General features: G+C 60.4%; 30 protein-coding genes. 6 read left to right on the top strand and 24 right to left on the bottom strand.

The features are described from left to right. Window positions 1–5: 5 nt before the first annotated feature. From ACOZBP_RS08350 to ACOZBP_RS08310, 9 genes are all read right to left on the bottom strand, one after another. On the bottom strand, window positions 6–1,331 hold the full coding sequence (locus tag ACOZBP_RS08350; RefSeq protein WP_422675959.1) for a phage terminase large subunit: 1,326 nt from the start codon (window positions 1,329–1,331) through the stop codon (window positions 6–8). Between the two features lie 7 nt (window positions 1,332–1,338). Further along, complete coding sequence (locus ACOZBP_RS08345) at window positions 1,339–1,956, bottom strand: sigma factor (RefSeq protein ID WP_422675958.1); 618 nt, start codon at window positions 1,954–1,956, stop codon at window positions 1,339–1,341. Further along, window positions 1,953–2,306, bottom strand: coding sequence for a M15 family metallopeptidase (locus tag ACOZBP_RS08340; RefSeq protein ID WP_422675957.1), 354 nt, complete (start codon window positions 2,304–2,306; stop codon window positions 1,953–1,955). Before ACOZBP_RS08340 ends, ACOZBP_RS08345 begins: the two co-directional genes overlap by 4 nt. A 96-nt stretch (window positions 2,307–2,402) precedes the next feature. After that, the gene (locus ACOZBP_RS08335; protein WP_422675956.1) at window positions 2,403–2,939 is read right to left on the bottom strand and encodes a DUF4376 domain-containing protein; all 537 of its coding nucleotides are present in this window, start codon (window positions 2,937–2,939) and stop codon (window positions 2,403–2,405) included. Window positions 2,940–2,954: 15 nt separating this feature from the next. Further along, the gene (locus ACOZBP_RS08330; protein WP_422675955.1) at window positions 2,955–5,015 is read right to left on the bottom strand and encodes a hypothetical protein; all 2,061 of its coding nucleotides are present in this window, start codon (window positions 5,013–5,015) and stop codon (window positions 2,955–2,957) included. Window positions 5,016–5,566: 551 nt separating this feature from the next. Then, window positions 5,567–6,043 carry a hypothetical protein gene (locus ACOZBP_RS08325; RefSeq protein ID WP_422675954.1) on the bottom strand — a complete coding sequence of 159 codons (477 nt, stop codon included), beginning with the start codon at window positions 6,041–6,043 and terminating at the stop codon, window positions 5,567–5,569. A gap of 40 nt (window positions 6,044–6,083) precedes the next feature. Beyond that, complete coding sequence (locus ACOZBP_RS08320) at window positions 6,084–6,968, bottom strand: hypothetical protein (RefSeq protein WP_422675953.1); 885 nt, start codon at window positions 6,966–6,968, stop codon at window positions 6,084–6,086. A 2-nt stretch (window positions 6,969–6,970) separates the two neighbouring features. Beyond that, a complete protein-coding gene (locus ACOZBP_RS08315) occupies window positions 6,971–7,138 on the bottom strand; it encodes a hypothetical protein (protein ID WP_422675952.1) in 168 nt (55 codons plus the stop codon). Further along, window positions 7,135–7,449: a hypothetical protein gene (locus tag ACOZBP_RS08310; RefSeq protein WP_422675951.1), complete on the bottom strand. Its 315-nt coding sequence runs from the start codon at window positions 7,447–7,449 to the stop codon at window positions 7,135–7,137. The genes ACOZBP_RS08315 and ACOZBP_RS08310 overlap by 4 nt, the downstream gene beginning before the upstream one ends. Window positions 7,450–7,730: 281 nt before the next feature. Here ACOZBP_RS08310 and ACOZBP_RS08305 point away from each other — a divergent pair, with 281 nt between their 5' ends. From ACOZBP_RS08305 to ACOZBP_RS08290, 4 genes are read left to right on the top strand one after another with little or no spacing between them, the layout of a single operon-like run. Beyond that, complete coding sequence (locus tag ACOZBP_RS08305; protein WP_422675950.1) at window positions 7,731–8,375, top strand: hypothetical protein; 645 nt, start codon at window positions 7,731–7,733, stop codon at window positions 8,373–8,375. Window positions 8,376–8,380: 5 nt separating this feature from the next. Next, window positions 8,381–8,683 (top strand): hypothetical protein, encoded by a 303-nt coding sequence (locus tag ACOZBP_RS08300; protein WP_422675949.1) that lies wholly within the window; start codon window positions 8,381–8,383, stop codon window positions 8,681–8,683. Between the two features lie 38 nt (window positions 8,684–8,721). Then, window positions 8,722–9,033: a hypothetical protein gene (locus ACOZBP_RS08295; RefSeq protein WP_422675948.1), complete on the top strand. Its 312-nt coding sequence runs from the start codon at window positions 8,722–8,724 to the stop codon at window positions 9,031–9,033. Between the two features lie 8 nt (window positions 9,034–9,041). Further along, window positions 9,042–9,512 (top strand): hypothetical protein, encoded by a 471-nt coding sequence (locus ACOZBP_RS08290; protein WP_422675947.1) that lies wholly within the window; start codon window positions 9,042–9,044, stop codon window positions 9,510–9,512. A 102-nt stretch (window positions 9,513–9,614) separates the two neighbouring features. Here the strand turns inward: ACOZBP_RS08290 and ACOZBP_RS08285 are convergent, their stop codons facing one another. The 15 genes from ACOZBP_RS08285 to ACOZBP_RS08215 all read right to left on the bottom strand — a co-directional run bounded on the left by ACOZBP_RS08285 (window position 9,615) and on the right by ACOZBP_RS08215 (window position 15,087). After that, window positions 9,615–9,803 carry a hypothetical protein gene (locus ACOZBP_RS08285; protein WP_422675946.1) on the bottom strand — a complete coding sequence of 63 codons (189 nt, stop codon included), beginning with the start codon at window positions 9,801–9,803 and terminating at the stop codon, window positions 9,615–9,617. Next, window positions 9,800–10,018: a hypothetical protein gene (locus ACOZBP_RS08280; RefSeq protein WP_422675945.1), complete on the bottom strand. Its 219-nt coding sequence runs from the start codon at window positions 10,016–10,018 to the stop codon at window positions 9,800–9,802. The genes ACOZBP_RS08285 and ACOZBP_RS08280 overlap by 4 nt, the downstream gene beginning before the upstream one ends. Further along, window positions 10,018–10,356 carry a DUF1064 domain-containing protein gene (locus ACOZBP_RS08275; RefSeq protein ID WP_422675944.1) on the bottom strand — a complete coding sequence of 113 codons (339 nt, stop codon included), beginning with the start codon at window positions 10,354–10,356 and terminating at the stop codon, window positions 10,018–10,020. The genes ACOZBP_RS08280 and ACOZBP_RS08275 overlap by 1 nt, the downstream gene beginning before the upstream one ends. Continuing rightward, the gene (locus ACOZBP_RS08270; RefSeq protein WP_422675943.1) at window positions 10,353–10,571 is read right to left on the bottom strand and encodes a hypothetical protein; all 219 of its coding nucleotides are present in this window, start codon (window positions 10,569–10,571) and stop codon (window positions 10,353–10,355) included. The genes ACOZBP_RS08275 and ACOZBP_RS08270 overlap by 4 nt, the downstream gene beginning before the upstream one ends. Then, a complete protein-coding gene (locus ACOZBP_RS08265; RefSeq protein ID WP_422675942.1) occupies window positions 10,571–10,810 on the bottom strand; it encodes a hypothetical protein in 240 nt (79 codons plus the stop codon). The genes ACOZBP_RS08270 and ACOZBP_RS08265 overlap by 1 nt, the downstream gene beginning before the upstream one ends. Continuing rightward, window positions 10,807–11,118 carry a hypothetical protein gene (locus tag ACOZBP_RS08260; protein ID WP_422675941.1) on the bottom strand — a complete coding sequence of 104 codons (312 nt, stop codon included), beginning with the start codon at window positions 11,116–11,118 and terminating at the stop codon, window positions 10,807–10,809. The genes ACOZBP_RS08265 and ACOZBP_RS08260 overlap by 4 nt, the downstream gene beginning before the upstream one ends. Next, entirely contained in the window at window positions 11,115–11,438 is a 324-nt protein-coding gene (locus ACOZBP_RS08255; RefSeq protein ID WP_422675940.1) for a hypothetical protein, read from the bottom strand. Before ACOZBP_RS08255 ends, ACOZBP_RS08260 begins: the two co-directional genes overlap by 4 nt. Beyond that, complete coding sequence (locus ACOZBP_RS08250; protein WP_422675939.1) at window positions 11,435–11,788, bottom strand: hypothetical protein; 354 nt, start codon at window positions 11,786–11,788, stop codon at window positions 11,435–11,437. Before ACOZBP_RS08250 ends, ACOZBP_RS08255 begins: the two co-directional genes overlap by 4 nt. Next, complete coding sequence (locus tag ACOZBP_RS08245; RefSeq protein ID WP_422675938.1) at window positions 11,785–12,174, bottom strand: hypothetical protein; 390 nt, start codon at window positions 12,172–12,174, stop codon at window positions 11,785–11,787. Before ACOZBP_RS08245 ends, ACOZBP_RS08250 begins: the two co-directional genes overlap by 4 nt. 94 nt (window positions 12,175–12,268) lie before the next feature. Then, window positions 12,269–12,649, bottom strand: coding sequence for a hypothetical protein (locus ACOZBP_RS08240; RefSeq protein ID WP_422675937.1), 381 nt, complete (start codon window positions 12,647–12,649; stop codon window positions 12,269–12,271). Window positions 12,650–12,720: 71 nt separating this feature from the next. Further along, window positions 12,721–12,954: a hypothetical protein gene (locus ACOZBP_RS08235; RefSeq protein ID WP_422675936.1), complete on the bottom strand. Its 234-nt coding sequence runs from the start codon at window positions 12,952–12,954 to the stop codon at window positions 12,721–12,723. 21 nt (window positions 12,955–12,975) lie between these two features. Further along, a complete protein-coding gene (locus tag ACOZBP_RS08230) occupies window positions 12,976–13,290 on the bottom strand; it encodes a hypothetical protein (RefSeq protein ID WP_422675935.1) in 315 nt (104 codons plus the stop codon). A 24-nt stretch (window positions 13,291–13,314) separates the two neighbouring features. Next, entirely contained in the window at window positions 13,315–13,770 is a 456-nt protein-coding gene (locus ACOZBP_RS08225; protein ID WP_422675934.1) for a hypothetical protein, read from the bottom strand. 34 nt (window positions 13,771–13,804) lie between these two features. Then, a complete protein-coding gene (locus ACOZBP_RS08220) occupies window positions 13,805–14,521 on the bottom strand; it encodes a recombinase family protein (protein ID WP_422675933.1) in 717 nt (238 codons plus the stop codon). A 44-nt stretch (window positions 14,522–14,565) separates the two neighbouring features. Continuing rightward, window positions 14,566–15,087, bottom strand: a complete 522-nt coding sequence (locus tag ACOZBP_RS08215) for a hypothetical protein (RefSeq protein ID WP_422675932.1) — start codon at window positions 15,085–15,087, stop codon at window positions 14,566–14,568. A 448-nt stretch (window positions 15,088–15,535) separates the two neighbouring features. Here ACOZBP_RS08215 and ACOZBP_RS08210 point away from each other — a divergent pair, with 448 nt between their 5' ends. After that, window positions 15,536–18,454: a hypothetical protein gene (locus tag ACOZBP_RS08210; RefSeq protein WP_422675931.1), complete on the top strand. Its 2,919-nt coding sequence runs from the start codon at window positions 15,536–15,538 to the stop codon at window positions 18,452–18,454. Further along, window positions 18,454–19,077, top strand: coding sequence for a hypothetical protein (locus ACOZBP_RS08205; RefSeq protein WP_422675930.1), 624 nt, complete (start codon window positions 18,454–18,456; stop codon window positions 19,075–19,077). Before ACOZBP_RS08210 ends, ACOZBP_RS08205 begins: the two co-directional genes overlap by 1 nt. Window positions 19,078–19,107: the final 30 nt, after the last annotated feature.

Raw genomic sequence — 19,107 nt, 5'->3', positions numbered from 1 at the left:
GGTTCTCACCACATTCCTCTTGCCCTCGTGACCTCCATTGAGGCTGGCTTATCTTGCTCGATGGTCATGAGTTCAGTGAGCGCCCAAACAAGGGCATCGAGACGGTCGGGCGAACCTTGCTTGGTTCGATTGTAGTCCAGCGTGAAGCTGGCCATCTGGTCTTCGAGTTTCTTGAATTCGCCGACGTGGCTGATCTGCCCACGCTCGTAGAGAGCGGAGATCGGTTCGGCGCGGATCGTCTTCCCGCGTGATGCCCAAACCGCCTTGATCGGAAGGTTCACGCCACCGGCTCGAAGTGTGGCCGCGACCATTTCGCCGCCTTGGTTGGCCTCGTAAACGATGCAATCGGCAGACCAGCGTTCGTAGACCTCTTTCACGCGGGCCGCCCATTGCTCCGGCGTTCCTCGCATGGAGGCGTCTTCGAGAATGTAGCCTTGGCCGCTCTCGTCGATACCCGCGACAATGATGCCGGTTTCGTCGCTTCCCGGCGTCGATTTAGCGGCCGGATCGACCGCGACGAGGATGCGGACCAGATCGTTCTTATCGACCGTCTTCACGCGCTTGGCGTCGATCAGGTCGATATTGAACAGGGCGCCGTCAACTTCGGTCTGCCACTCGCCCTGAACGAAGCGGCGCTGCTTCGCCGCCGACATGTTCTTCAGCGATTTGAGGTAGACGGCGGCAAGGTTCTCCGCGTTGTCGTGCGGATTCATCTGGAGCCAATCCCAATCAGCGGGATCGTCGAGCGGGTCACCGCTCTCCGGGTGGATGCTCTCGCGCCAGCATTTGTAGGTCCAGTGTTTGGAACTGGACGGGTTCATATCGAAAAGGAACTTCGGACGCGCCCATTGACCGTTCACGCCCTTGATCTTTTGGGCGAGACGGGTCGTCAGCATTTCGATGGGTTCGTAGGTCGGAAACTCGGATGCTTCGTTGACGTAGATCGTCAGAAATTCGAGGCCAAGGACGCGCTCCATTCTGGCGCCATCGTCCAGACCGAGGAACATCACCATCGAACCGTTCTCGTATTCGATGGTCATGTCTGTTTCGTTGATCTTGCACGACTCCAGAACGCCGGGATTGAACAGTCGGCTCATCTGGCGATAGGTCGCGCCTTGCCGGAAAACAGATCGACGAAGGCTGTTTTGAGTGGCGCGGAAGATGCCGGTCACGGAGCCGGGGACGAAGAGCGCCCGTTGCTCAATGTAGTGACACCAGCCAGCGGTTTTGCCGGAGCGTGACCCTCCAGCCGCAAGACAATAGGTAGCTGGTCCACCAGCCAAGTTCATTTGCTCAATCTGCTTTGGATTGAGCTTTGGTGATTCAGTCATCACCTATTTATTGAAGGTGGTCGTCAGCCCCGTAGCTTGGTGTCTGTCCAGCGGCAATCAACAGAATGTCCTTGATCTTGCCTTGCTTCTTTTGATTGTTGAGTTCGCGGATGAAGCTCGTCTGGAGGCACCGCGTGATGTAGGCGTGAGGGTTGTCGCTCTTGTTCTCGTTGAACTTGAGAACATTGAGAACGAGGTTCAAAAGCGCCTCTTGAACCATGTCATCGACATAGGTGTAGTTTCGCCAGTTGCCGCGTCGGGCGTAGCTATGCGCCATGGCCGTGATCAAGCGCGCGAGGGTGGGTGTCAGGCTCCCGGCGCGCTGGTGAGATCGGGCGGTCTCGCGGAAGGCCAGCTTCCCGGCGTCATCCCGATAGCTCCGATAGAGGATGAAGGGGTCAAAACTGACCTCGCCTTCGAGGTGCCCGAGGTTGCCTTTCCCGGCGACGGCGGCCCGAGGAAGATGGCTATCCGTGTCCAGCCTCACCGTGAGGTTCGGGATGGTGACCTCGCTAAGGTCCGAGACCGACACGTCAGGATCAACGAAGGCTGGCTCGATGATCAGGCAGTAAGAGAGCTTCGACTTCCAAATTTCTTGGAGCAGATCGGACTTGCGGACCTTCAACGGTAGGTCGTCCGATCAAGCTGAAAATGCGGCATGTCGCGGTTCTTGGCCGTCCAGTCGCCGCCCCACTCGATGCGGACCTTCAGTTCAGCCGCCGCTTGTTTCACCGCCTTGGCGATGGCCTCGAACTTGGCGGGCTTGGTCCAGTCCACCGGATATGGTGCGACGTCCACGGCATGGCCGAACCCGGTTCGAGGGTTGGCGAAATGGTTGCTGTTCAGCGTCCACGTCACGACCTTGCCGGGCTTGGTGCGACCTTGTGCGTAGAGTTCGGCCTGACGCTCCGGTGTGCGGACGCCTTCCGTGATGAGGAAGTCTTGGCTTGAGAGTTGAATGGCTCGCTCGAACACCCGAACAAGATCGGGGTGAACACCAGCCAGATTATCCTTTGAACGCTTTGAGAAGCTAAAGGATTTAGAGGATGATTTCGTCATCCTCTATTTAGATTAGGCGGGCCACGCCTCGTGGTTTGCGATGTCGATCTGACGAAGAACCTCAATGTCAGGCGCCGCTTGGATTTCCTCGACGATAGCCTTTTGAGCGTCGAAGCAGTCGTTGACGTAGTTGAAAGCGGCGTCAGCCAACGCGAGCAGAGCATCGCGGGAGATCGTGACGAAGACGCCCTTGCCCAGAGACCAGTTGATCGACGCCCGATCCGGGTTGCGCTGAAGACCGACCGCCGACGCGGTGAGGTTGGCGATGGTCACGGTGTCCAGCGGGACGGTCATGCCGTTGAAGCTGAAAGTCTGGAGCCGAGCTTCGCGGGTCTGGCTCACCGCGTGGATCATCGTCGGAACCATCACGACGCGATACGCCATCGGATAGCTCTCGATGGCCGCGACCACGGCGTCATAGTCGCTGACCTGATAACGGAAGACGATCTCATCCTCCGCGATCTCATAGCCGTAGTGGTTGGCCACGCCGGATTCAGCGATGATGAAATCCACGTTGTAGTGCTTGGGGAGAGTGCTGATCGAATTCATGTTTCTATTTATCCCTCACTGGAATGATGATCCTCGCGGCGCCTTGCGGTTCTCGCCTTGCGTGGGAAGCGAGCGTTGAACGACCAGTTGCCCACCGGCGCCCGACCCCGAGCGTCCGTTCATCCAGCCGCCCCCGCCCCCGCCGCCGGGGAAGCCGCCGTCAGAGAAGCGTTTGGTATGGCCGGAGTTGTTCTGACCGACGCCGCCGCCGCCTCCCAGCGGGTGGCTGTTGCCGTCCACCATGGCGCCGAAATAATCAGGGCAAGGCGTGGCCGCCGCCGCACCGGGACCAGCCGCCCCGCCGGTTTGATAGTTCCCGTCCGCGCCGTTGCCGGTCGGAGAGGCCGCGCCGCCACCGGCTCCGGCCGTGCCATACTGACCACCGACCCAACCACGACCGCCCGAACGGAGGTTCGTGCCGATGCCCGCGCTGGCTTGGCCACCAAGGTTAGCTGGAGCGTCGTTGTAATCGACCGGCAAGGGTCTCCAGAAACCAGCCCCGCCGCCCTTGGCGCGGAGAACGATTGTGCCGTTCTTGCGAACGATGGTGTCGCCACCGGCGAAGCCCTTGGCTCCAGTGTTGTCGATGCTGTTCAGGCCGAAGGCGCCACCACCACCAAGAACCATCTCGATCTGGTCGCCGCCGGTGACGGAGACGGTCGCGCCAGAGAAAGCTCCGCCCGCGCCGCCCATCCCGGAGTTGCCAGTGTTGGCACCCGCGCCGCCGCCTCCCGCGCCGTGACCGGCGAGCGTGATGCTCGTTTCGCCGGGCTGGACGGTGAAGGCGAAATTGCGGTCTGTATTCCACTCGCTGAAATGGCCGACGAACTGGAGGCCGCTCGTGCTCCCGAAAACCACGGGGAAGATCGGGCCAGAGATCGAGGCGATGCTTGGGCCATTGCCAGCGTCAGGGCTGACCGTTGGTGAGCCATTCCAGTTGCCGCCATCCCTGCGAGCGTAGAGCCGCTGGTTCCTGACTCGGACCTCGACGATGGAACCGGCCTCCATCGCGCCGATGTTCCCGTGGTTCACGTTCTGGATCAGAATGTCGCCGTTGTTCTGGATAGAGGCGTCGTTGACGCTCCAGCCGAGGGTCGTGCCCAACGGACGGTTCTTGTTCGTGACACCCATCGCGACGGTGCCAGCCAATTTCGTGATCATGACGCTGAACGAGTGGTCGCCGGTCGTGATGCCCTGCGATCCGAGCACCGACCCCGAAGCGTTGTAGCCACGGTTATGGTGGGCGACACGGTTCTCGCTTGAAAGGATGAACTCGTAGGATTTGTAAGAGCCAGTGTCCCACGTCGTGGTCAGAGGACCGCAAACGAAGGTCTCTTCGGACGGGACTGTAGGACCGGGATCAGGGGGAGTTTCAGAGACGTCAGTGATACTCAACGTCATCGTCTGATTGGTCGCGTTGCCAGCCGCGTCCGTGGCTCGCCAGATCACGACATACGAGGTCTTGGTCTCGTAGTCGGGCGTGACGTTCAGGGTCCAGTTTGAGCCGACGAGCGTGAACGCTCCGGCGTCGGCGCCGCCGACCTTGCTCCACGTCACGGCCTCGTTGGCGGTCAGGTTGCCGGAGGCATCGACTGTGTTCTCCGCGACCGAAGGGGTCGCACTGCTCGTGATCGTGGGAGGCGTCGTGTCGGTGTCAGCGACGTTCGTGACTTCGACGTGGAGAGCTTTTTCGCTCCAGTTGCCAGCCGCGTCGGTCGCGCGCACGGCGACGACGTAGACGTTGTTTTCGTCCGCATCGACCGGAGCCTCGAAATCTTTGGCCGTCATCGAAAGGGTGGACCCGGAGAGAGTGAACAACGCTTGGTCGTCGCCTCCCGCTTTCGTCCACGTCACCGCTTCGTTAGCGGCAAGCGTGATCGAGAACGTGGAGTTCTCCGCGACTGTCTGGATAGCCGAAGTGGTGATCGTCGGAGCGGTCGTGTCGGCCGCCGCGACTTCGTAGGTGATGCGGATTTGACCGCGACCGCCGTCGTATCCAACGCTCTGACCGGCGCCGCCGCCGCCGCCGCCCGGCGAGCCACCGTTCGACCCATAGCCGCCGCTACCGCCGTCCACGTTTGAGACGCCTTCCGACCCTTGTGCGGCTCCGGGGATGCTTCCCGAATTACCGCCTGAACCAGCGGTAGGTGCGGTTGAGCCACGGTTGGCGTTCCCACCGTTGCCAGACGGATATGCGCTCCCGCCGCCCCCGGCGGGGAATCCATAGCCAAAGGATTTGGCGGCATGGTCGAGACCGTTCCCGCCCGAATGCTTCACTTGGCCGAAACCCGCCGAAGCTTGTCCACCAGTTCCAACTGATGCACCGACGTCGCCGCCTTTCGCCATGATGGTCCCCAAGGTTTGGAACCAAGTGTCCCCGCCCGCTGACGAAGCACGATAAGGCGTGACTACAAGACCAAGGCCACCAGCCCCCACGCTGTAGCTCAACGATTGCCCCGGCGTGACCGAAAGGACGGAACGACTGTAGCCGCCGCCGCCGCCGCCTGTGTCGCCGTAGACTGCGCCGCCCCCACCAGCACCCCAACACTCGACAGTGATAGAGGTGACGCCAGCCGGGACGGTCCACGAGCCGGAACCGACCGCCGTAATCAGAACCGTAGGCATGCTTACGCGCGCACCACGAAGGCGATGTTCGCGAGAGCCGCGTCAGCCGTAGCCGGAGCTTCAATGTAGAGCATCGTATTCGCCGCGATGCTCGCGCTTGTGATCGAGATCGTGGCGAGCGTCGCTCCGGCCGCGAAGGTGATCGTTCCGACCGTGGAGCCGGAGGTCTTGTTCTTGATCGTGAAGACCGTCGAGGCAGTCGCGGCTGTGATCGCTTGAGCCGAGCAGTTGCCAGCCGTCAGGACACAAGCCAGCGGGAAGATCGCGCATCCGACGATCTCGCCGTTCGCGGGCTTGCCGGAGACCGACACCGACATGGTGCTGGAGAAAATGGATTGATAGGCGTTCGACGCCGTAGCGATGACCGGGCGTTGCTCATCGGTCATGAAGTAGATTTCGCCAACCTTCAGTTGGCTTTGAGCAGCGGCGGAAGCGATTTGTGCGCGGGTGCCACGCTTATGCTGGAAGGAAACGGCCATGCTCCTATTTATTCAGGGGAGCATGGCCGTTTATCTTGGTTTAGAACGTGCCGCCGTCCAGCGTTACGCCGTCGATGGAGCCGCCCGTAATCGCCACGGAAGCGGCGTTCTGGCTGGCGAGGGTGCCCATCGTCGGACGGTTCGACAGATCGTTGTAGGAACCCGACGTCGCGACGGTCGAGAACGCGGGCTTGTTGGCGATCACCGACCAGTCAGGGGTGATATCCGCAAGCTCGACGTAGGACGCTTCGGCGGTCTTCGAGCCGGTGTTGTAGACCCACCGGCGACCATCGGACGTGGTGACCACGGTGCCTTGGGCGACCGAAGCCTGTTGCGGAGCCGTCAGGCCCGCGATGTTCGTGGAGGCGACCACGACGATCTGCGAAGGTAGAACCGGGATGCGAGCCACGTCGAAGACGCCGCCGGTGATCTTGGAGGCGTCGAGGTTCGGGATGCGAGCCGCGTCGAAGGTGCCCGACGTGACGTCGGAAGCCGCGTGTTGGTGGACCGCGTTGGCCTTGCCAGCGAGAGCCGTCGCCAGTTCGGAATCCGTGGCCAGCGTGGCGAGGATCGCGTCCAGATCGGTGTGTGTGACCACAATGGCGTCATCGATACCGAAGGCCGAACCCGTCAGGGTGAGACCCGCGCCAGCCGTGTAGATCGCGCCTTCGGGCGCATCGACCCAAGCCGGGGCGCCAGCGGCGACACCGAGAATCTTGCCGGTGGACCAGCCAGCCGGAAGGTTGGCGATGAAGTCATCAGCGGCGAAAGCCTTGATCGAGGTCGCGTTACCGGCGCCGTCATCGCCGAAACCGACGTAGAGACGCTTATCGACCATGTTGTAGGCGACTTCGGCCGACTTGAGACCGGCAGGGGCGCCAGCCGCGCCAGTGACGCGACGCTTAAAGCGAAGGGTGGTTGCCATAGTTAGAAGTTTCCTCCGTCAAGGATTTCAGGGATTGAAGCGGCGCCGTCTTGGCCTCGTTCGCCGCGAGGCCCCGGAGGGCCAGCGATGCCGTCATGGTTGACGGAGATGAGTGTGCGTTCCGGGGTGCCGAGAACAACATCGGCATCAACGTAGTCGATGATGATCATGCGAAACCTCGTGCGAAGACGCGGCCATCGACAATGACCCGACCAGCAGCTTCGTCTTTGATGAAGTAATCGGCTCCGCGCGGCGGGATCGCCGCGAGATCGGAGTCCGTGAACGACAGAACCATGACATGCGCCAAGGTCTCATGACGGGCCAACGGGATCGTCGGACCACCCTGAACTTTGAACACGACCGACACACCAGTCATGTCACGCGGTGAACCGTTCGTCATGAAAGCGAAAGGCATGGGTTCCGCACCGGCACGGTGCAGATTCAAGACCTTTAGGGCGTCTGGAGTAATCGGCGAAGTCATCCATCTATTTAGGATGACTCGAAATCCGCCCTGATCTGGCTGGCTAATCCTCGCCAAGTAGAAAATAAATTTCCTGACTAACGGCCGATCTGACTGTTTGCGCCGCTGAACGTGAGGATTTCGGGGCGCTGGCGCGAGGATACTTGCCTTTCGATAGGTATTTGGTCGGATGCGCTGTCTATTACGTTCAGAATGCCCCGCTCGTCTTGGTGCCGTCAGTTGACGGCAAGCAGAGTTGGCGACATGCTTAGTTCATCGCTCACCTACAACGGCTAACTGCTATGACCACCCCAAAACCCGTCTATGAACTCGTCAGCAACCACAATGCGGACGAAGTTTCACAACTGCTCGAAACCAATGGCATCGACGCTCGTGTTATCAAAAGCACTTGCGGGCGCACGTTCATCGAAGCCGACGACTACAACGAGGAACTGAACGTCGTCTTCGGTTCCGCCATCAGCCTGACCCCGGCCTCGCGACCCAAGCGCAAGCGCGGGAGAAACATCGGGACTGTCGAGATCGTCGAGATTCTGAACGCGGACGGGTCGGCGGCCGAGATCGCCGAGGCGACCGGCTATTCGATCAGCACCGTGAAGCGCATCCTGCCATTGGGATCGCCGGAGAGCTTGGCCGACACATGGCGCATGGGCTTCCTGATGCACCGCCTGTTCGACGCCGGGATCATTCCCGACCGGTCACCAAAAGCCTTGTGGGACTTCCTTCCCGAAGACGGCGTGATCGGCGCCGTGATCGGTCTCCACCACTGGCGCAAGTGCAAGCGCGCCGTCCACAACATGCGCTCCAAGCTGGTCAGCATCGCGGACATGGAGCGCGAAGCCGCCGCTCGTGAACGGGAGATCGCCGGGATCAAGCTGCTGAACGGCTCCATGGAGCGTTTCATCAAATCCGGCGGTAGCCTGAACTGATGACCATGCTCGACGTGCCGACGAACTGGCGTCGGTGGAACGGGTGGATGGCTGGCAAGGGCCAGCCTGACCCGGAAGAGGGCGTGATCCTGATGCTGAACCCCGAATGCTCTGTGCTGGTCACAGAGGCGTTCGAGATCAGCGAAATGCGGGACTGGATCAGGTCGCACACCCGCTCGCGGGTCCAGTTTCACGGGCGATGGGACTTCACCCGGTTCGCCTACCGGATCGAACGCGAACTGATCGGCCTGAACCTCTGGTTCGACGATGAAGACGAAGCATTCCACGCGAAAATGAGATGGGGCTGATGGCTCGCACAACATGGATTGAGGGTCAGATCGCCCTCTTGGATCAGGCCCTCGACACCATCGAAAGGTTGGTCGCTCTGAATTCGGCCGACGCCGATGAGGCCGCAAACCAGATCACGATGGTAGCGGTGCCCGGCATCCTGAAAAGCATCCGAGATCGCTCTGTTGGCCCGGCGCGAGATTCCTTCGTCGCTGAACTGGAGCAGCGCATCGCCACCCGGCTCTCTGAGATCGGGAAGGCCCACGGCATGACCATCGACATGGCCACCGTCCACGAGAGCGAGATCAGCACCGATCCAAAGGATTGGATGATCGCAGAGAACGGCGCTACGGCTAAGGCTGGAGGATAACTAAGACCATGATCAACATCATCTTTGCCGGGGCCTTGGCCCTGATTTCTGCGGACCCCTTCGAGTTCCGTGGCGAGAATACTTCAACCGTGGTGGACACGGCCAACAACCCAAATTGCATGACCGACGACGGGATCGTGTCTTGCGCTCAGGTCGCCAGCGTCGCCGGTGTCGAGGGCGTGATCTATTCGAGCGCCTATCACGAGGGGCGCCTGAACGGTCTTTTGGGTCAGTTCCGCGAAGAGCACTTCCTGACCCTGCTTCGGGCCTTCACTGAGAAATACGGTGAGCCAACAATGTCCAAAGAGGAATGGCGGAATCGCGCGGGTGCGTCCTTCGACAACACTGTTGCGACTTGGGCGTTCAGCGACGGGACGCTCACGCTCAAGCAGATCGGGAGCCGGATGGGGAACGGGAGCTTCCGGTTCACCGCCACAGTGAATAATCCCCCGGCGTCGGCACCCAAGGTCGATTTCTGAGATCGTCCGTGGCGTAGGTGAGCGCCTTCCGCCGCTTGTCCCGGCGGGCCACGGACATGCGGAGGCCCGGCGTGAGTGTCCCTCGCCGGGCCTTTTGCTTGCCTATCGTGGAGGCGGGATGACCTCGATGAGGGTCTGACAGTGGACGAAAGCACACGTCACCAGACGCGAACCGTCTTCGAGGATTTCCATGGTGAACATGCCTGAATTGCAGTTCTCGCAATGCATCATCAGGGCGCCGTCATTACCATCATCGTCATCATCGGGCGGAAGGGCGAAGTGACTGATCATGCCAGCCCCCAACCGCGCTTGTTGACCGCGATCCACGCGATCAGATCGTCCACGTCGTCGCCGGTCTCTTTGGCTCCGCGTTCAAGGAACTCCGAGACCCGCTCGTCATCGGGATCGTGACCCGACAATCCGAGGGCGGTCATCGTCCGCGCGATGGCGAAAAGCTGCTCCGCGCGCATGGCCTCGTAGGCGAGGATTTCGTCTCTGGTGAACATCAGGCGTCACCCGGTTTCGTGACGACCTTCACGTCCACGCCGTGGACGGCCTTCATCAGTTTGACCTTGAGCCGGAACGTCGGGGTGATCGTCGCGGGAGATTTGAAGTCCTCGACGATTTGGGTCCGGTCTTGCAGGACGTATTCGAAATCCGGCCGGTAGTCGCAGACCTTCACGCCGTTGACGGTGATCCGGTAGCTGGTCTGACGCTTGAGGTCGCTGATCTCGCCAGCCTCTTGGCGAGCCTTGAGCACGGTGTAGCGAGCGGCCTCGCCCTTACTGTCGAAGGTCATCCCGTCGATCACGGTTTTGACGTTGTTGAACTTGCCGCGCTTCATGCCGGGTGCCAGTCCGTGCGTGGGCGCGGCTTCGTCGTGAGCGTGTTGCCCAGATGCCAGTGACCGCATGCGCGGCACTCGAACGCTTCGAGCGTGACCGACGCCGATCTCTTGTAGCCGTTCCGGTTCTTCATGGCGGCGCCCGCCTTGTTGGCCTTGGCGCGGCTCATGTAGGCGATCTTGCCGGTGCGTTCGCAGAACTGGTGATCGCTCATCAGATCACCGTCCGCTTGAACAGTTCGATCAGGATGAGGCTTTCGCCGATGTTGGCGTTGCCTGAGAGGAACAGGTCTTCGCCGTCCTCGTCTGGCTCTTCGAGTTCTCCGATGATGAGCAGACGTTTGTATTTCCGCCCCTTCGCGCCTTCCAGAACGACGTCCGGGTCCATGCGGAAGTGCTCGCCGGGATCGACGAGCGTCAGGTATTCGACGTTGGTGTTGGCGTCGTCCGTCATTGGCCAGCCTCGCGGAAACAAGCCTTGGCGTCTGAGCCGGAGTTCATGGCCGTGCGGACGCAATCGTAGACGTCGAGCACGGTGTTCAGACGGTCGCGGACCTCGTTGTAGGCGCGGTCGGTCGCCATGCTCTCACGGATCATCCCGTGAAGGTCGGTGGCGACCAGCGGCGGGAGGTCTTGAGCGCGCTGGTTCAGGGGCGCCGGGAGAGCGGGCATCTGGACAGGCGTCGGGGTGACGGGGACCGGTTTGGTGATGCAGCCGGAGAGCGTCAGGGCGACGGTCGCTGTGAGGATCAGGCGGATCATTTGCCCGCCTCCAGAGCATGCACCCGGCGTTGGAGATCGCGGATTTGAAGGGTAAGTTGAGCTTGACGCTCAAGACCGAAATAGCGGCCGGTCCAATACTCTTGAACGTAATCAAGGATCGTCGTGCGGGCCTTGGCCTCGTCTTCTTCGTAGAACAGTTCCGGCCACGTCAGACTGCGGCAAAACACGGCCACGAAATGCTGGCCAAGCCGGAGACCGTGGGTGTCGTCTTTACGGCCGTCAAAGAACGCTTTGAGCGTTTCGCGATTGAGGGTTTGAGGCCAGAAATACTCGTAGGGGTCGATAGGGTCTTCGTTCACTGATTACGGATGCGGTTTCGGAGGGCGAGGATTTCCGGGGTGATCTCGCAGTTGGGTTGCGCCGGGAGAGCCTGTTCGACCTCTCGGACGATGACTTGCTCACGGTCGCGGCGACGGGCTGCGAGATCGTCATATCGACGACCGGCGTCAGCCAGATCGGCTTCGAGCTTTTGGGTGGTCTTGGCGTTCGCCTCGTTGACCTTGGCCAGAGCGTCGGCGTGAACCTGACGCTCCGATTGCTGGCCAGCTTGGTAGGCGTCCGACCTGATCTTGTTGATCGTCAGGACGCCGGTGGCGATCAGGATGATGGCGAGGATCGCGGCGACGAGCAGCTTGCCTTGAAGGGTCATTTCCGAAGCCCCTTCCAAAGAACCTCGACCAGAGCATCCACGTCAGGATGGTTGCCGAGGGTCTGACGAAGTTTCTCGCGGGTGACTGACGCCCGGTAGCGACCCGACGTCACCACGCCACGGCGAAGGGCGTCGTTCAGCGAGCCGATGGGGACGCCGGTCTTCTCCGCGACGTCACGATAGGTGAGGCCGTCATCGAGCGCGGCTTGAACCGGCGCCCAATCGCGCGGTTCGCACCGGCGCGTCACCAGCCCCAGCTTCTTCGCGTATTTCCAGACGGAGACTTCCGACAGGCCGGTGCGCTCCGCAACTTCATCGCGGGAGACGCCCTGTTCGAGCAGCTTCATCGCTTGGAAGCCGCGCATGGTCAGACGCTCGCCGCTCATCGACCGTCCCTCATTTCGCGGGGCGACCAGAACAGGAAGCAGTCAAATCTCCCCGGTCGGTTGTCAGCGATGACGGTGTATTGGACGCGGCGGATCATTGACCCGAACCCTTCGGCTTGCGCTTGCGGGCGGGCTTGATGGTCGGGACGCCATTCTCTTCGACGATGGTGGTCTGCCGGGCATCATCGTTGGCGCGAAGGCGCTCGATGATCTCGTCAGCCTTGGCGATCATGTCGCTGACGGCTTCGTCACGGGCTTGGTTGACCTCTTCGATGGTCGGGCGCGCGGGCGTGAACTTGATTTCGCGCTGACGGAGGGCGCCGTTCTCGTTCAGAAACACGACGAACGGAGCGCCGCCGTGGAACTCTGAGAAATCGCGGACGAACTGTTCGAAGTCAGGGTGTTGGTCCGGTGCCGCGATTTTGGTCGCGGACTTACCCGTGAAAAATGATTTGAGAGAGGAAAGAATGTTCATGTGAGTATCCTTGAATAATAGAGTATCAATGCTGACAGTTCTATTTATTTCGGGATGCTCAAAAGCTGCTTTTAGCGATCATTCCAGAAGGTTTTGAACAGAACGGCGTCGCGATCATTGCGGAAGGTCAGGGTGAAATCCGCCCAATCACCCACGGTCTCTTCATCGTAGAGGCAAGCCTCGTGAAGGTTGAACGAGACGGAGTTGTCGAAACACCAGTTCAGCGCCTCGCGGATGGTGGCGCGGTCGCCAGACAAGCTCACAATGTAGGAAATGGTCAGGCGGGACGATGGTGTGTGGTTCATGCCGGTATTTATCCGGCGCCCTCACACGTCGATCTTGAACCCTGACCGGGGATCGTAGGCTTCGAGCGTCATCCGACCATGGCAATGGAGGCGCGGGCACCGGGCGGACTTGCCCCATGGGCTATAGGCGCGGCCACGCTCTCGGATGATCTTCTGAGGGTCGGCCGCGATCTCAAGGCGACAGACGTGGCAACGGAGCGTCAGGCTCCAGTCGCGGCGCACCATGTCATGGATGGTCGGCGCATAGCCCGCCCAATTCTCGCGGGTCCAGAAACGGTATTTCGGATTGTGGCCCATACCGTCGCCATAGCGTGGAATCAGACGATAATGTTCCACATTTGTTCACGGTCTTGTGGATGGTCAGACCAGACCTTTGCGCTGGAGGGTCCGATAGCGTTTCGCCCACCATGCCGTGAACGCCCCATGATCCTCGTGGAGGCTCTTGGAGACGGCTTCGGCGTGATCCTCCGGTCGAAGGGTCTCATCCCATAGCTTGAAGCGCTCGATCCACTCGCCCTTGTGGCTCAGGCGACGATGAGCGGGACCGTTCGGCCGATGCTTGAACGCAATGTGGCCGGTGCTGTCGTCATGAGGAAGCTCGTCGCCGAAATAGTGCGTCTCTTCCTTGATGAGGTCCGATGCGGCGGTGCGGAGCATGGTCTCGTCACGCTCGTTGTAGACCCTGACGAACACCTCTCCGTTGTGGGGATAGGGGCGAATGACCGCATCAGGCGTCAGGATGCCCTTGAGCATCGTCTCCACACCCTCTGGATCGTCGGTGCGAAGCTCGAAATAGACGATCTGGTGAAGCCGCATTTGGATATGCCTCTAAAATGGCTCTGGAGGGGGTTCAGACGGCCGGTTGCTGTTTCTGGCGTCCGTATGCCCGAGACACCGCGATGGGCGTCCACGAAGCCCCACGGGGCGTTTTCTGGCCCATATGGTTCAGGTGGTCCGCGATCTGCTGGAGAGTAGCGCCCTGACCCTTCAAAAGGGTGATCGTGGGGATGACCTTCGAGGCATGCTCGTCGGCCTTGGCCTTACGGCTCTGAACGCCCCTCGCGCTGTCGGCGCCGGTGAAGGGTTTGGCGGGGCCAAGCTTGGTGATGACGTTGCCAGCCTTGGAGACATGGTGCCCCTCGCGCTCGATACGGTCCTTGATCGCTTGGAGGCCAGCCTTGGTGCGAGCGCTGATCGTTTCCCGCTCGTGTTGGGCGAACACCATCATCATGTGGAGGGTCATGTTGTTGGCGTCGGGCATATCGGCCGCGACGAACTGGACACCCTCGTTCTGGAGGGTGAGCAGGAACAGCATGTCGCGTGACAATCGGTCGAGCTTGCCGATGAGCAGCTTGGCGCCAGTGGACTTACAGAGGGCAATGGCCTTGGCGAGTTCAGGACGGTCGGAGCGCTTGCCCGACTCCACTTCCTCGAACTCTGCCAAGACCGTCCAGTTACCGCCGTTGAGGTAGCGTTCGACCGCTGCTCGTTGGGCGTCCATGCCAAGGCCCCTGACGCCCTGTTTGTCGGTGCTGACGCGGTAGTAGGTGACGAATGATCCGTTCATGAGAACTATTTATCATAACGCTGACGTCCGTCACAATAATGATATCAGATGAAGCCGCCGTGCTTCTCTGGATCGTAGTTGATGACGATCTGTCGTTGATCGACCTGAACCTTGTCGCCGTATGTCGCGCGGTTGTTCACCTTGGCCATCTTCTCCAGCACTTCGACGATCAGGCGGGCGCGGCCGACTTCCAATGATGGGTCGCGGGCGACCTCGATCATCTCTTCGAACGATTGGTCGGCGTTCAGGCGACGAGCCTGATGAAGACGCTCTCCATAGACTTCGGGAGCATCATAGACGCGCTGGCGCACGAGCGCCGCGCTGATACCAAGGTCGGCGCATACGCCCTTAACCGTCTCTCCAGCGGCGACCCGTGCAAGAACGGTCTCCATGTGAGCGTCGGTGACATTCCGATTGTGCGGCGCGGGTGTCTGGTTGAAATCCGCGATGACTGTCGAGATCGCGTCACGACCGTTCGCAGAGGCCAGCGCGACAGCCTTGCGTTCCGCTTCGGTGAGCTTGGGCTTGGGCGGGCGCCCGCGTTTCTTGGGTTCTTTAGTCGCCATGTCGATATTTAGCGTAAGACGGATGTAAGGCTTGCCTTACATTCCAAACCGTGGCGAGTCAGTGGCTTAAGCCTTTGCCGGTGCGGTCGCGGTATGTCGCGAAGACGCCGCATTAAATCTTCGGCGGGGGATAGTCTCTATCGACCCTTGGTGTTTGGGGTGAACTGGCCCTTGGAGAGCCGAGTTCTTCAAACTTCCCCCAAACTGTTGCTGTTCCTTATAATACTATAAGCAACTGCATTAGTTTGGGGGACTTTTTATCGTTTATCGATATGTCCCTCTGACTTCCCCCAAACTGTTGCTGTTCCTTATGAGAGAAAGATATGGCGCGTATCTGAACACTGTGGATAAATAGATTTCGGTGGAGGCCAACGAGGGAGTCATGAACCTCGTCAGCATTTTCACTCGGTTTTGGCGCGGTCTCCACCGCATAACCTTATAGCCGGGTGTGGAAACCGAAGTGAACTACTCTGATTTTGAGGCATTTGCCTCCCAACATCTGACGAAGCATGAGTTGCGCCAGTTTGAGCGAGCCTTCGCCGACCGTGCAAACCGCACCCTCTTCCTCGACCGTTTCGTCACCCCTCAACTCTACCGTCCTGACCTCGACGCCTATCTGGCGGTCGATCAGAACGAGTTTGCGGATGGTCGCAACCACTATGTCGCCCAAGCTCTGACGGAAGACCCGTCGCTCGACTGGAGCCACCAGACCTATTTCACCAACGCCATGCGGATCGACCATGCCCCGGAGGCTTGGGTCGATGACAAGGGACGAAACCGCGAACGGTTCGTCCGACCGATGGAGCGCGTTGTGAAGGGTCTCTCCCAAGCCTTCACGTTCGAGTTCGACCAACCCGACCTGACGTTCTTCAAGACCCAACTCTCGTGGATGCGATCCTCGAAGCACCCGACCGATTGCAAGATCGGGGAACTCTACCGAGAACTCTCTCGTTACTGCGATTTCGAGGGCATCACCGTCGCATGGTCGGGCAACAAGTCCTTCCATATCCACGTCGTGTTCTCGACGTCCCTGCTGACGGTCACGGAAGGGTTCCGCAACGGCTTCATGAGCCATTGGACGAAGCTCTATCCCATCGTCACGGGCATCCTGAACCCCGGCATCGACCCGGATATGGGCATGAACCAGCCGGAGAAGTTTCGTCGGTTGCCCGGAGGAACGCGGACCCTTGAGAAGACGTCCGCCATCGGCATTCCGGCCCGTTCCCATGTTCCTCAACTGGTGATGTGGGAAAAGTGGCTCGACCGTGCCCCGAACGGCTCCCAAGCATCGTTTTGGGATAGGACGCTCTTCATCGAGAGCAAGCCGCATGTCGCCAAGGCGCGTTCCGGCAAGGCCGTGACGGCTCTGGCCAGCCTCAACCTGAACAGTCCTGAACTGACGTTCTGTGGCGAGCGTCTTCGTGACGTGTTCAACGGCGAGACCGTGTGGCCGCGTTTTGATCATTGGACGGTCAATGATCAGACGGGCGAGCTTCGAGCCAAGTTCACCAACGACTTCACTGACCTCACGCCTGACAGCTACATGGACCTCGATTGGAAGTCCGTGAGCATGGTCGGGACCGGCCGTGGTCTGTCCAACCGTTCGGAAGTGACCCTCTCCAAAACCCTTGGCGAAATGATCGTGGATTGGCTGGACGAGTATCAGGCCATCCACGGCCGCGTCCGCACGGAAGCCGAGCAGAGGTTCGCCGAACAGGTGACGGATGGCGCATCCGGCGCCCGCGAGATCGCGCGCATCCTCTTGGGTGCGGTGCGGGACGAAGAGCTTGCGTTCGTGTGCGCGCCGGAGGGCGTGTCCAAGACCACCAGCCTTTTCAAGAACCACCAGCGGATCGCCGGTTGGCTGAAGGCGTCCGAGCAGCCGGAGGGCGTGATGTATGCCTTTGGCGACTACAAGAACGCCCAAGAGAAGGCTGACGAGTTCAACGCCCGCGCCAACTCCAATCTCTACCACGCCGTGGTGCTGCGTTCGTTCGACCGGACCTACAAGGACGTCTGCCAGTCGCTTGGCGTGACGCCCATGAGCCTGACGGACGCCGCCTATTACGGCGCCCCGAATCTTTGGACGGCCATCGAACAGTATCAGCCGACCGTCATCGCAGAGTTCGCCCGGCTCCACGACGCCATGTGGACGGCAGTTGGAAATCGTCAACCGGTGTTCTTCACCGTTCACGCCGTCGCGTCGAAGTGGGCGATGACTTCACCGTCGCGCCTCATGTGGGCGCCATCATTCTGGACAGGCCAGCGGGATGGCGAGCACACCCGTCTTTGCCGAAGCGAAATGGTCTTGGGTCTGCTGATCCACGATGAGGTGAAGGCCGACAATCTGGTTGCGGCCTATCCGAAAAGCCTTGTGGATTGGGTCAAGGCCATGACGGATAGCAACGTCGCCGTCTGGCACAACGACAACTCCACCGCCGTCGCCCGCTACAACGATTTCCACGCTTTCCAGAATGCGAACGGCGGGCCGTTCCTGAACGGTGTTCAAACCAAGATCACGTTCGAACAGGCCACTGACGTCTACATGACGGCGAATTTCACGGATTGGGAGATCGTAACCACCAAGGACAGCGGCGAGTATGACGCCGGGTCCGAGAAATCGATCTATGGCGACCGCATCGGTAAAGAGTGGTGCTTGCGAGAGCGCCGGTGGCCGCTCGACACAGCCAAGCGCACGGTCATCCTCACGACCGAAGCGGTGCCCTTGAAGATCGCCAAACGACTGAACGACACGGGCGTCATCCCTTGGACGATCTACGACCTCGACACGCCTCGCATCACCCGCGACACCGTTGAGACCTACCCGAAGAAAGCGGTCACCTCGAATGGACTGATGAAGCTTTGCGCCGGATGGCGCGCGGCCAATCCGACCCATTTCATCGTGAGCAACAAGGTCAGCGCCATTCCTGACACCATGACCCACGCGGCGGCGCGCGGGTCCAACAAGCTCATGGGAGAGACGATCTGTCAGACCATGACCTACTGTTCGCCTGACGAGTTCGAATATCTCGAAGCTCTGAACGCATGGTGCGAAACCGACGACCTGATCCGTCACCGCCATATCGACGAGTTCAACCAGACCGCTGGTCGCAACCTTGGTTTCCGCAAGCGCGAGGGCGCCCGTCATATCCTGCTCGTGAACCGCAACCTTTTCGAGCGCCTGACCGGCGAACCGAAGACCCGCATCCGCTACGCCATGGAACTCGTCCTGACCCGCACCGGTAAGGAAAAGGCCAAGGCGACCGGTAAGACCACGTTCGGCTCCGTGCCCGCTGGTCTCGTGCCGGATAGTCAACTCAAGCTGATGGCGCTTGCCGCCAAGCTCACCGAACAGAAAGCCGCCTGATGAACCTCCCGCCGAAAGACCTGACCCACGAGGGTCAGGCATGGAATCCTGACTACTCGTTCAGTGAAGTCCAAGACTGGTTGCGCTCGACCGGATTCAGGAAGGCCAACACCCATATGACGGTTCGACGCGACGACCCGGAGGACAACGACGACCTCACGGCGTCGGTGGACCAGACCGTTTGGCAGTGTTGGAAGAACGGAGACGTTGAGGTCGCGATCTGCAAGTTCACGACACAGTTCATCGCATTTCAGGGCGAGAGCGAAAGCCCTTACACCATCCTCCAGACGAACGATGACGCGATCTTCGAGGCGTTCGAAAAGAGGTTCACGCGGGTCGCGACGCCCCTTGAAAACGATTTCCTGTTCTACGCCCGTATGATGGCCGCGACCCCCAGCGACGACGACACCTTGGTTCATGGCTTCCGCCACTATTTGGCGAGGGTCGCCCACGCCGTGGGAATGGTGGTCATCGAGACACCCGAACAATGGCTGGTCATTCGAGAGCCAACCCGCGCCCTGCTCGAAGAGTATCCCGACCTGACCGAGTTTTTCGCGGAGATGGAAATCGAGTTCGAGAGCCATTGCACTGACGGTCCCGACTGGTGGTCGGAAGCCGCCTAAAATCGCGAAAATCGGCCGCTAAAGCCGCCT

Source organism: Brevundimonas sp. NPDC058933, from assembly GCF_049315965.1.
Taxonomy (GTDB): Bacteria; Pseudomonadota; Alphaproteobacteria; order Caulobacterales; family Caulobacteraceae; genus Brevundimonas.
This window is presented reverse-complemented; position numbering and strand designations above follow the sequence as displayed.